This window comes from Pseudomonas sp. KCJK9058 (assembly GCF_046230975.1).
In the GTDB taxonomy this organism is placed as follows: Bacteria; Pseudomonadota; Gammaproteobacteria; order Pseudomonadales; family Pseudomonadaceae; genus Aquipseudomonas; species Aquipseudomonas alloputida.
On record NZ_JBJJLR010000054.1, the window covers coordinates 25,418 to 36,098 of the forward strand.

A 10,681-nucleotide genomic window follows, 5' to 3' on the forward strand; every position below is an offset into this window, starting at 1 on the left:
GTGTTGCAAATGTTTTCACATTGACGGGGTCCACAGCAGGTAGAATCAATCACTTGCTTAGCCTGCTATGGATTCCTGATGAACCTGCGAATGGTGCTCATCCTGGGCGCACTCAGTGCGTTCGGGCCCTTGGCGATCGACTTTTACCTGCCAGCCTTCCCGGCCATGGCGCAAGCGTTCGCCACCGATGAAAAACACGTCCAGGCCACGTTGGCCGCCTACTTCCTGGGCCTGTCTATCGGGCAGTTGGCCTATGGGCCGGTTGCCGACCGCTTTGGCCGACGCAAACCGCTGATGTTCGGCGTTACGCTGTTCACCTTGGCATCACTGGCCTGTGCCTACGCCCCCAACCTCGATACCTTGGTGGTGGCGCGTTTCATCCAGGCACTGGGTGGTTGTGCCGGCATGGTGCTTTCGCGGGCCATCGTCAGCGACAAGTGCGACCCGGTAGCTTCAGCCAAAGTGTTTTCGCAACTGATGCTGGTCATGGGCTTGGCGCCGATCCTGGCACCGATGCTGGGTGGGGTGCTGGTGAACCTGGCCGGCTGGCAGTCGATCTTCCTTGCGCTGAGCCTGTTCAGTGCCGGCTGCCTGCTGGCGGTAAGCCTGGGCCTGCCGGAAAGCCTGCCCGAGCATATACCCCGGCAACCGCTGTCTGGCGCCTTGCGCCAGTACCTGCGGCTGCTGGCTGACCGGGTTTTCCTCGGCCATGCCCTGACCGGCGGTATCGCCATTGCCGGCATGTTTGCCTATATAGCCGGTTCACCTTTCGTGTTCATCAAACTGTATGGCGTGCCCGCTGAGCACTACGGCTGGCTGTTCGGCACCAACGCCGCAGGTTTTATTCTGGTGGCGCAGGTGAACGCCCGCCTGCTGGCCAAACGCGGGCCGGCCTTCCTGCTGGGCCGTGCGGTGTGGCTGTATCTGGTTGCGGGCCTGGTGCTGCTGGGCGTGGCGGCTTTGCGCCCTGCGCAACTGTGGCCGCTACTGGTGCCGCTGTTCATCTGTATCGCCAGCCTTGGTTGCATCATTCCCAATGCTTCGGCCTGCGCCATGAGTGGACAGGGCGCGCGTGCCGGCAGCGCCTCGGCACTGATGGGCTGTGTGCAGTTCAGCGTAGCTGCGGGTGCTGCGGCGCTGGTCGGGCTGCTGCATGATGGCAGTGCGGTGCCCATGGCAATCGTGATCAGCCTGTGCGGGGCGCTGGTGGTCAGTGTTGCGCTGTTGACCCGGCGTTTGCAGGCCAAGGCTCCCGCATGAGCGGGTGAGGTGCCTGCAGCCGGGTTTCCAGCGTGGCGACGAAGGCACGCGCCTCAGCCTCGCTGCGGAAACTGACCACATGCTGATCGAGCTGGACTTGCCAAGGGCAGGCGGGGTTTCGGCTCGACGCACTTACGATAATTTTCATCGCTGCATACCTCCAGGAAGGGGAGCCGCTCAAGTGTAGCGCTGGCCCGCCAGCCTGCCATGACACGGCTTCAGCGTCCTGACTGACGGTAAGTGTGCGCATTTCCCTGGCGGTGTTTCCTACTTTGGGCGCAATGCCCGCAAACCCGCAGAACCTTCGCTTTGTTTCGCGCTATTTGTGGAAGGTTGCTGTGGGCCACTTCTGAAATGGCTGCAAGTTTGTTTTCATCAAGATGTTTCAGCGCGTTTGTGTGGGCGTACCGGTGCCTTGTTTGACTTGGTTCCGGGGCGTTTTCGAAGCCGCTTCGCTGCTTGCAATGGGTAGGCATACCCAGTGGTTTTTCGTCATGAGTACGACGGCACCTGGTCGTCTGACCGGCGTTTTTCTGCGGCTTATACTGGCGAGCCAGGCCAGTGCCAGCGAGAGGCGCTTCCCTGGCAGGGTTGGCCATCGCATCCCCACCGTGAACTTGCAGGGAGTTACAAGGACATGAACGCAGCCAGCAGTATCAGCCAAATTGCCAGCCTGATGGCCGACCCCAAGCGCAGTGCCATGTTGTGGGCATTGATCGATGGCACACCACGGTTGGCCAATGAGCTCGCGATAATGACTGGCCTGACTTCATCGTCAGCCTGCGCACACCTTTCGCTGCTGTCGTCGGCCGGTTTGCTCAGGCATGAAGCCAGGGGCCGCAAACGTTACTTCTGCCTGGCTACCCCGCAGGTCGGAGCAGCGGTAGAGGCCTTGGCCAGCGTACAGCTGGAAAGCGCCAGGGGAGAGCGTGCCGAAGCGCCGGTATCATCGCTGCCCCTGTCGATGCGCCGGGCGCGCCGTTGTGGCGATCACCTGGGTGGGGAGTTGGCCAGTGAGCTGTACCATCGCATGGTGGTGGCTGGCTGGTTGGAAGGCAGCGGACGGCACTTGAGGGTCAGTGACGAGGGGCGGGCGCAATTGGCCTTGGTCGGGGTGTACATCGATGCCTTGGCGCCACACCAGCAACGAGGTTGCGTGATCTGCCGCTGCACCGAATGGAATGACCAGGGCCCGCATCTGGGTGGCGTACTGGGCCAGGCCTTGTTCAGGTTGTTCCTGCAATCTGGCTGGATGCGTGAGTTGGAGGACTCGCGGGCATTGCATATTTCGGCGCTGGGTATCCAGCAGATCAATCGCATAGCCCGCGTGGCGACGTTGCAGGTCGGTTGAGCGCAACGTCGTCATGCTACTCAAACCAGCCGTGCGTCCAGGCTGTTCTGCGCCAGGCGACGTGCCTGGTCTTCGGTCATGCCCAAGTGGGTGTGCAGAGCGTGGAAGTTCTCCGTGACGTAGCCACCGAAGTAGGCCGGGTCGTCCGAGTTGACCGTGACTTTCACACCGCGCTCGAGCATGTCGAGGATGTTGTGCTGGCTCATGTGGTCGAACACGCAGAGCTTGGTGTTGGACAGCGGGCACACCGTGAGCGGGATCTGCTCGTCGATGATGCGCTGCATCAGGCGCTCGTCCTCGATGGCGCGCACGCCATGGTCGATACGTTTGATCTTCAGCAGGTCGAGGGCTTCCCAGATGTACTCGGGCGGGCCTTCTTCGCCAGCATGGGCAACGGCGACGAAGCCTTCGCTACGGGCGCGGTCGAACACCCGCTGGAACTTGCTTGGCGGGTGGCCCATCTCCGAGCTGTCCAGGCCTACGGCAATGAACGCATCGCGGAACGGCAAGGCCTGATCGAGGGTCTTGTGCGCTTCATCCTCGCTGAGGTGGCGCAGGAAGCTGAGGATCAGGCCGCTGCTGATGCCCAGTTGCTCGCGGCCGTCCTTGAGCGCCTGGCTGATGCCGTTGAGCACCACTTCGAAAGCAATGCCGCGGTCGGTGTGGGTCTGCGGGTCGAAGAAGGGTTCGGTGTGGATCACGTTCTGGGCCTTGCAGCGTTGCAGGTAGGCCCAGGTCAGGTCGTAGAAGTCCTGCTCGGTGCGCAGCACGTCGGCGCCCTGGTAATACAGGTCGAGGAACTCCTGCAGGTTGTTGAAGGCATAGGCACCGCGCAAGGTCTCCACATCGGCCCAGGGCAAGGCGATCTTGTTGCGCTCGGCCAGGGCGAACAGCAACTCGGGCTCCAGTGAGCCTTCCAGGTGCAGGTGCAGTTCGGCCTTGGGCAGGGCGTTCAACCAGTCATACATAGTGGTTCATCTCAATCAGGTACGGTTGCGGCCATTCTACAGGGGCCGGCCGGGCAATGCGCCCAGCCGGGCTGCGACCTGGTGAATCACCAGACCAAGGGTTCGCCCTTGTAGTTGATGAAACGCAGGCCGCCCTTGCCGCTCTGAGCCTTGATCTGTTCGATCATCCCGCGGGTGCTGGTGAGCACATCGATATCGGCGTTTTCGCCACCCATGTCAGTTTTCACCCAGCCCGGGTGCATGGCCAGCACGCACAGGTCCGGGCGCTGCTGCTCAACGAAGAAGCTGTTGATCATCGAGTTCAGTGCCGCCTTGCTGGCCTTGTACAGGCAGATTTCGCCACCGTCGGGGATAGTGACGCTTCCCAGGATCGAGCTCATGAAGGCCAGCACACCACTGCCTTCGCGTATTTGACCCACCAGGCGGCGAGCCACGCGTATCGGCGCCACGGCGTTGGTCATGAACAGATCGCCAATGTCGCTGTTGTGTACTGCCTCCAGGTCTTGCGGCAGGGGGCCCATGACCCCGGCGTTGACGAATATCAGGTCGAACACCTGGCCTTGCAGGCGTTGCTGCAGGCTGTCGAGCTGAACGGTGTCGTTCATTTCCAGCTGCTCGATGTGCACGCCGGGGACGTTCGCCAGGCCGCCGGGCTGCTGCGGGTTACGGACAGTGGCAGTGATGTGCCAGCCGTCTTCGTGCAGGCGTTGTACCAAACCCAGGCCAAGCCCGCGCGAGGCGCCGATGATGAGGGCAGTTCTTGAATTAGCCATAGGAACATTCCTTTATCGGTGTAGGAGAAAGGAATTGAGCATACGTCACGGCGAATACGCGTGCCTGGTTTGCGTCTGGTTAAAAAATGGTCAGTTTTGTCTGGGCCTTGCGGGGCCGGGCGCTTCGCCCGTTGGCGCACGGGTTATCCACAAGCTGGTCCACAGTTATTGTGTGCAAGGTGAGCAAGCGGGGCGCGGCTTGGATGGGCGGTTCGCTGGGGATAAGTCGCGCACATTCAGCAGTTTACGACTGTCATCAAATAGTGATCAAAATATGATCAAAGCTCTGGGGGCCTCGAAATCACTAGCCTGCAAGAGAGTGCCCCAAGCTTATCCACAGGCAGGCCCACAGTTGTTGTGGGCAATGTTCAGCGTGCTTCGAGCAAAATACGCCCGCGGCTCAGGTCCGCCAGTTGCTGTTGCAATGGCGCCAGGTGGGCGTCACCGAGGGCAATCACCAGGTCCACACCATTGGCGGTGAACTGTTCGTCCAGGACCAGGCCGTCAACCTCGGCCAAACGCAGCTTCACCAGCGCCAGCTCGCTGAAACTGCAACTGCAGCTGAAATGGCTGCGCTGCACCAGTAGGCGCTTGGGCGCCTGTTGCAGGCACTTGTTGGCGCCGCCGCCATAGGCCCTGGCCAGGCCGCCGGTACCCAGCTGGATGCCGCCGTACCAACGGATCACCAGCACCACCACCTGGTCGCAGTCCTGCGCTTCGATGGCCGCCAGGATCGGCCGCCCTGCGGTGCCGCCGGGTTCGCCGTCGTCACTGCTGCGGTACTGCGCGCCGAGTTTCCAGGCCCAGCAGTTGTGGGTAGCGGCCAGGTCGCTGTGACGTTCGATGAAACTCATCGCTTCGGCGGCGCTGCTGATCGGCCCGGCGAGGGTGATGAAGCGGCTTTTGCGGATTTCCTCGCGGTATTCGCAGAGGTCGAGCAGGGTAGAAGGCATAAAGGACAGTCAGGCAGCCGGCTTGATGCCGCAGCCCTTCAGAATGATGTGGATAAGGTTGTTGCTTGCGTCTTCCATGTCCTGCTTGGTCAGGCGGCTGCGGCCAGTCACCTGGCAAATCTGGGTGGCGAAGTCAGCGTAGTGCTGGGTGCTGCCCCAGAGCAGGAAGATCAGGTGCACCGGGTCGACCGGGTCCATCTTGCCTGCTTCGATCCAGGCTTGGAATACCGCAGCACGGCCGCGGAACCATTCGCGGTAATCGGCACTGAAGTATTCGGTCAGGCAGGTGCCACCGCTGATCACTTCCATGGCGAAAATGCGCGAAGCTTGCGGGTTGCGCCGGGAGAACTCCATTTTGGTGCGGATGTACTGGCTCAGGGCTTCACCGGGGTCGTCATCGACGCTCAAGGCGTTGAAGGTGCTGTCCCACAACTCGATGATGTTGCTGAGCACGGCGATGTACAGGCCCAGCTTGTTGGTGAAGTAGTAATGCAGGTTAGCCTTGGGCAACCCCGCCTTGAGGGCGATAGTGTTCATGCTCGTGCCCTTGAAACCATGGCGGGCGAACTCATCTTCGGCGGCCTGGATAATGGCCTGTTCGTTCTTCTGGCGGATACGGCCCGCGGGCTTGCCCGAGGCGGAGAGGCGATGCGCAGGGACTTCTAGGGTCATGGACGATTCCGTACGGGGCAGTGGCTGCGGCTGTGGGACAAGATTACCTGCCTGTGCCGAAGTGACAAGCGTTTGCGGCACAGACTGGCATCAACGTGTCGCAGCCAGGCTTTCGAGGAAGCTTTCCAACACCAGGTTGGGGCGCCGACCTTTGCGGGTAACCCAGCTCAGGCTCAGGTCATAAAAGCGCTCCTTGGGCTTGAGCGCACGCAAACGGCCTTGCTGTACCCAGAACATGGCGTAGTGGTCGGGCAGATAGCCAATATAACGCCCGGTGAGGATGAGAAACGCCATGCCCTCGCGGTCAGAAGCACTGGCTGTGCAATTCAGCGCCTGGTAGTGCGCCTGGATGTCGGCCGGCAGGCGGAAGGTGGGGGTGATGGCTTCCTGGCTGTTGAGGCGTTCGTCGTCTATCTGCTGGTCGTCGGCGTAGAACAGCGGGTGGCCGACTGCGCAGTACAGCAGCGAGCGTTCGCTATACAACGGTTGGTACTCAAGCCCCGATAGCGGGCTGGTCTGTGGGACGACGCCAACGTGCAGGCTGCCGTCGAGCACGCCGTGCTCGACCTGGCTGGGGGCGATCATACGGATCTGGATGCGTACATCAGGGCCGCGGTCCTTGAGTTCCGCCAGTGCATGGGTGATACGCATGTGCGGCAGGGTCACCAGGTTGTCGGTCAGGCCAATGTTCAGCTCGCCGCGCAAATGCTGGTGCAGGCCGTTGACCTCGGTGCGGAAGCTTTCCAGCGCGCTGAGCAGTTGCAGGGCTGAATGGTAGACCTCGCGGCCTTCCTCCGTCAGCGAGAAACCGGCGCGGCCGCGCTGACACAGGCGCAGGCCGAGGCGTTGTTCGAGGTCGTTCATCTGCTGGCTGATGGCCGAGCGACCAATGCCCAGTACGTTTTCGGCAGCGGAGAAGCCACCGCACTCGACGACGCTGCGATAGATCTTCAGCAGGCGGATGTCGAAATCGCTGACTTGGGCGAGTGGATCGGGTCTTCGGCTCATCAGTTTAGTCTCGGCCTGCCTGAAGGTTAGAAATGTAGGCTTTTTCAGACTCTATCGCCGTGCCAACTTAGCTGCAACAACATCCATCGTTGCCTAATCGTCTTCCGAGGAACCGCCGATGAACATGCCCGAAACCGCCCCCACGGGTATCGCCAGCCAGCTCAAGCTGGACGCCCACTGGATGCCCTATACCGCCAACCGCAACTTCCAGCGCGACCCACGCCTGATCGTGGCGGCCGAAGGCAACTACCTGGTCGATGACCACGGGCGCAAGATCTTCGACGCCCTGTCTGGCCTGTGGACCTGCGGCGCAGGGCACACTCGCAAGGAAATCGCTGACGCGGTGACCCGCCAACTGAGTACGCTGGACTACTCCCCAGCGTTCCAGTTCGGCCATCCGCTGTCGTTCCAGCTGGCGGAAAAGATCGCCGAGCTGGTTCCGGGCAATCTGAATCACGTCTTCTATACCAACTCCGGTTCCGAGTGCGCCGATACCGCACTGAAGATGGTACGTGCCTACTGGCGCCTGAAAGGCCAGGCAACCAAGACCAAGATCATCGGCCGTGCCCGTGGTTACCATGGCGTGAACATCGCCGGTACCAGCCTGGGTGGCGTCAACGGTAACCGCAAGATGTTTGGTCAGCTGCTGGACGTCGACCACCTGCCTCACACCGTGTTGCCAGTGAACGCCTTCTCCAAAGGCATGCCGGAAGAGGGCGGTATCGCGCTGGCTGACGAAATGCTCAAGCTGATCGAGCTGCACGATGCCTCCAACATCGCAGCAGTCATCGTCGAGCCGCTGGCCGGTTCGGCCGGTGTGCTGCCGCCGCCGAAGGGTTACCTGAAGCGTCTGCGTGAAATCTGCACCCAGCACAACATTCTGCTGATCTTCGACGAAGTGATCACAGGCTTCGGCCGCATGGGCGCGATGACCGGCTCGGAAGCCTTCGGCGTTACCCCGGACCTGATGTGCATCGCCAAGCAGGTGACCAACGGCGCCATCCCGATGGGCGCAGTGATTGCCAGCAGCGAGATCTACCAGACCTTCATGAATCAGCCGACCCCGGAATACGCCGTGGAATTCCCACACGGCTACACCTACTCGGCGCACCCGGTAGCCTGTGCCGCCGGTCTCGCCGCGCTGGACCTGCTGCAGAAGGAAAACCTGGTGCAGTCCGCGGCTGAACTGGCGCCGCATTTCGAGAAGCTGCTGCACGGCGTGAAGGGCACCAAGAATATCGTCGATATCCGTAACTACGGCCTGGCCGGCGCCATCCAGATCGCCGCCCGTGACGGTGATGCCATCGTTCGCCCATATGAAGCGGCCATGAAGCTGTGGAAAGCCGGCTTCTATGTACGCTTTGGTGGCGACACCCTGCAGTTCGGCCCAACCTTCAATACCAAGCCGCAGGAACTGGACCGCCTGTTCGATGCTGTAGGCGAAACCCTGAACCTGATCGACTGATCTTTCCGATTTTGATGCCAGGCGCATGCCCGCAGCGCGCGCCTGGCTCTCCTTTGTTTATCTGGAGTTTTGCATGAGCATTGTTCAGCACCTGATTCACGGCGAACTGGTTACCAAGGGTGAGCGCACCGCCGATGTCTTCAACCCGTCCACTGGCCAGGCCGTTCGCAAGGTCGAACTGGCCAGCCGCGCAACCGTGCAGGAAGCGATCGACTCGGCCAAGGCAGCCTTCCCGGCCTGGCGCAACACCCCTCCGGCCAAGCGCGCCCAGGTGATGTTCCGCTTCAAGCAACTGCTGGAGCAGAACGAAGCCAAGATTTCGCAGATGATCAGCGAAGAGCACGGCAAGACCCTGGAAGACGCCGCCGGTGAACTGAAGCGTGGTATCGAGAACGTCGAGTTCGCGTGTGCAGCCCCTGAAGTGCTGAAGGGTGAGTACAGTCGCAACGTCGGTCCGAATATCGACGCCTGGTCCGACTTCCAGCCGCTGGGCGTGGTTGCCGGTATTACCCCATTCAACTTCCCGGCCATGGTGCCGCTGTGGATGTACCCGCTGGCCATCGCCTGCGGCAACGCATTCATCCTCAAGCCTTCCGAGCGTGACCCGAGCTCGACCCTGTACATTGCCCAGTTGCTGCTGGAAGCCGGCCTGCCGAAGGGCATCCTCAACGTCGTGCACGGTGACAAGGAAGCGGTGGATGCGCTGATCGAAGCGCCGGAAGTCAAAGCACTGAGCTTCGTGGGCTCGACCCCGATCGCCGAGTACATCTATGCCGAAGGCACCAAGCGTGGCAAGCGTGTACAAGCGCTGGGTGGCGCGAAGAACCACGCGGTGCTGATGCCGGATGCCGACCTGGACAACGCAGTCAGTGCACTGATGGGCGCGGCTTACGGTTCGTGTGGCGAGCGTTGCATGGCCATTTCGGTCGCCGTGTGCGTAGGCGACCAAGTGGCCGATGCCCTGATTGCCAAGCTGGAGCCACAGATCAAGGCGCTGAAGATTGGTGCCGGCACCTCGTGCGGCCTGGACATGGGCCCGCTGGTGACTGCGGCAGCGCGTGACAAGGTTGTGGGTTACATCGATGACGGTGTTGCTGCTGGCGCCAAGCTGGTGGTGGATGGTCGTGGTTTCCGAGTGGCGGGTAGTGAAGATGGCTACTTTGTGGGTGGCACCCTGTTCGACAAGGTGACCCCTGAGATGCGCATCTATAAAGAGGAGATCTTTGGCCCGGTGCTGTGCGTGGTCCGTGTGAATAGCCTGGAGCAGGCCATGCAGCTGATCAACGATCACGAGTATGGCAACGGCACCTGCATCTTTACGCGTGACGGTGAAGCGGCTCGTCTGTTCTGCGACGAGATCGAAGTGGGTATGGTGGGTGTGAACGTACCGCTGCCGGTACCGGTGGCCTACCACAGCTTTGGTGGCTGGAAGCGTTCGTTGTTTGGTGACCTGCATGCCTATGGCCCGGATGGTGTGCGCTTCTATACCCGTCGCAAGGCCATTACCCAGCGTTGGCCGCAGCGGGCCAGCCATGAAGCGTCGCAGTTTGCATTCCCTAGCCTTTAAGGGAAGTAGATGAAGCGGGGAGGCCGTCAGGCCTCCCCGCTTTGTTTTTGGGGTTTGGTTGTTGCTGTTGTAGGGGGAGGTGTGGTGGGTATGTCTTGAGGTGGTTTTGGCGGTGAGATGTGTCTGCCATAACCCCTGCAGCGCCTGTGAGATCGAGCGCCGCGCGCGTCCGGGTTGAGACATTCACCGCCTATGAGATCGAGCGCCGCCCGCGCGGCGCTTCGCGGGTAAACCCGCTCCTACGTTTGTTTCGGGCCAGTCTCTCCTGTGCCGGGCGCGCGCGACCGCCTTGTTGGTACGACGCGATATCGATATAGGCACCAAGGCGTTCGCGCGCAAATCCCACAGGCATAATTGGCCCGAAACAAACGTAGGAGCGGGTTTACCCGCGAAGCGCCGCGCGGGCGGCGCTCGGTCTCACAGGCGCTGAAACTGTCGTGGCGAACACTTGGCAGCCCCGATACGGTCTTTTCCCCTTATATTTCACTTTCTTGAAATTAAAGGTTGACGCGCTTTTGAATCCCCTTATAATGCGCCCCACTTCCAGCGACAACGGAACGACATACTCCTTGAAATTCAATGAGTTAGACGGTTCGGAAGGTGCTGTAAGGGCTACGATCAAATGATCGAAAGCGGTTGAAATGGTGGTTGACAGCGCTTTCAG

At 61.1% G+C, this 10,681-nt stretch carries 11 protein-coding genes; 4 read left to right on the plus strand and 7 right to left on the minus strand.

Annotation, left to right across the window (positions count from 1 at the left end; translation table 11 throughout):
• Positions 1-78: 78 nt before the first annotated feature.
• On the plus strand, positions 79-1,260 hold the full coding sequence (locus tag ACK59Z_RS22310) for a multidrug effflux MFS transporter (RefSeq protein ID WP_003255285.1): 1,182 nt from the start codon (positions 79-81) through the stop codon (positions 1,258-1,260).
• On the opposite strand, the gene ACK59Z_RS22315 is transcribed toward ACK59Z_RS22310, so the two are convergent.
• Positions 1,211-1,408 (minus strand): hypothetical protein, encoded by a 198-nt coding sequence (locus ACK59Z_RS22315; protein ID WP_003255284.1) that lies wholly within the window; start codon positions 1,406-1,408, stop codon positions 1,211-1,213. The two genes, ACK59Z_RS22310 and ACK59Z_RS22315, sit on opposite strands and share 50 nt — an antisense overlap.
• A gap of 489 nt (positions 1,409-1,897) precedes the next feature.
• Here ACK59Z_RS22315 and ACK59Z_RS22320 point away from each other — a divergent pair, with 489 nt between their 5' ends.
• Positions 1,898-2,611 (plus strand): helix-turn-helix transcriptional regulator, encoded by a 714-nt coding sequence (locus tag ACK59Z_RS22320; protein ID WP_019438054.1) that lies wholly within the window; start codon positions 1,898-1,900, stop codon positions 2,609-2,611.
• Between the two features lie 20 nt (positions 2,612-2,631).
• Here the strand turns inward: ACK59Z_RS22320 and ACK59Z_RS22325 are convergent, their stop codons facing one another.
• The 5 genes from ACK59Z_RS22325 to ACK59Z_RS22345 form a co-directional block, all read right to left on the minus strand.
• The gene (locus ACK59Z_RS22325; RefSeq protein WP_003255282.1) at positions 2,632-3,579 is read right to left on the minus strand and encodes an adenosine deaminase; all 948 of its coding nucleotides are present in this window, start codon (positions 3,577-3,579) and stop codon (positions 2,632-2,634) included.
• A gap of 86 nt (positions 3,580-3,665) precedes the next feature.
• Positions 3,666-4,352 (minus strand): SDR family oxidoreductase, encoded by a 687-nt coding sequence (locus ACK59Z_RS22330; RefSeq protein ID WP_020190046.1) that lies wholly within the window; start codon positions 4,350-4,352, stop codon positions 3,666-3,668.
• A gap of 368 nt (positions 4,353-4,720) precedes the next feature.
• Positions 4,721-5,305, minus strand: a complete 585-nt coding sequence (locus ACK59Z_RS22335; RefSeq protein WP_010951864.1) for a YigZ family protein — start codon at positions 5,303-5,305, stop codon at positions 4,721-4,723.
• Between the two features lie 9 nt (positions 5,306-5,314).
• The gene (locus ACK59Z_RS22340; RefSeq protein WP_003255279.1) at positions 5,315-5,977 is read right to left on the minus strand and encodes a TetR/AcrR family transcriptional regulator; all 663 of its coding nucleotides are present in this window, start codon (positions 5,975-5,977) and stop codon (positions 5,315-5,317) included.
• A 90-nt stretch (positions 5,978-6,067) separates the two neighbouring features.
• A complete protein-coding gene (locus ACK59Z_RS22345) occupies positions 6,068-6,988 on the minus strand; it encodes a LysR family transcriptional regulator (RefSeq protein WP_029611808.1) in 921 nt (306 codons plus the stop codon).
• 115 nt (positions 6,989-7,103) lie between these two features.
• Here ACK59Z_RS22345 and ACK59Z_RS22350 point away from each other — a divergent pair, with 115 nt between their 5' ends.
• Both ACK59Z_RS22350 and ACK59Z_RS22355 read left to right on the plus strand, forming a co-directional pair.
• Positions 7,104-8,450, plus strand: a complete 1,347-nt coding sequence (locus ACK59Z_RS22350) for an aspartate aminotransferase family protein (protein WP_004576992.1) — start codon at positions 7,104-7,106, stop codon at positions 8,448-8,450.
• 73 nt (positions 8,451-8,523) lie between these two features.
• The gene (locus ACK59Z_RS22355; protein ID WP_108192077.1) at positions 8,524-10,017 is read left to right on the plus strand and encodes a CoA-acylating methylmalonate-semialdehyde dehydrogenase; all 1,494 of its coding nucleotides are present in this window, start codon (positions 8,524-8,526) and stop codon (positions 10,015-10,017) included.
• Positions 10,018-10,399: 382 nt separating this feature from the next.
• Here the strand turns inward: ACK59Z_RS22355 and ACK59Z_RS22360 are convergent.
• A partial coding sequence (locus ACK59Z_RS22360; RefSeq protein WP_409293678.1) for a hypothetical protein occupies positions 10,400-10,681 on the minus strand: 282 nt, incomplete at its 5' end.

What these genes read in the sequence shown, in the direction of transcription:
- ACK59Z_RS22315 (WP_003255284.1), bottom strand. Translation starts at nt 1,408, where the DNA reads ATGAAAATTATCGTAAGTGCGTCGAGCCGAAACCCCGCCTGCCCTTGG.
- ACK59Z_RS22330 (WP_020190046.1), bottom strand. Translation starts at nt 4,352, where the DNA reads ATGGCTAATTCAAGAACTGCCCTCATCATCGGCGCCTCGCGCGGGCTT.
- ACK59Z_RS22355 (WP_108192077.1), top strand. Translation starts at nt 8,524, where the DNA reads ATGAGCATTGTTCAGCACCTGATTCACGGCGAACTGGTTACCAAGGGT.
- ACK59Z_RS22310 (WP_003255285.1), top strand. Translation starts at nt 79, where the DNA reads ATGAACCTGCGAATGGTGCTCATCCTGGGCGCACTCAGTGCGTTCGGG.
- ACK59Z_RS22320 (WP_019438054.1), top strand. Translation starts at nt 1,898, where the DNA reads ATGAACGCAGCCAGCAGTATCAGCCAAATTGCCAGCCTGATGGCCGAC.
- ACK59Z_RS22335 (WP_010951864.1), bottom strand. Translation starts at nt 5,305, where the DNA reads ATGCCTTCTACCCTGCTCGACCTCTGCGAATACCGCGAGGAAATCCGC.
- ACK59Z_RS22325 (WP_003255282.1), bottom strand. Translation starts at nt 3,579, where the DNA reads ATGTATGACTGGTTGAACGCCCTGCCCAAGGCCGAACTGCACCTGCAC.
- ACK59Z_RS22350 (WP_004576992.1), top strand. Translation starts at nt 7,104, where the DNA reads ATGAACATGCCCGAAACCGCCCCCACGGGTATCGCCAGCCAGCTCAAG.
- ACK59Z_RS22340 (WP_003255279.1), bottom strand. Translation starts at nt 5,977, where the DNA reads ATGACCCTAGAAGTCCCTGCGCATCGCCTCTCCGCCTCGGGCAAGCCC.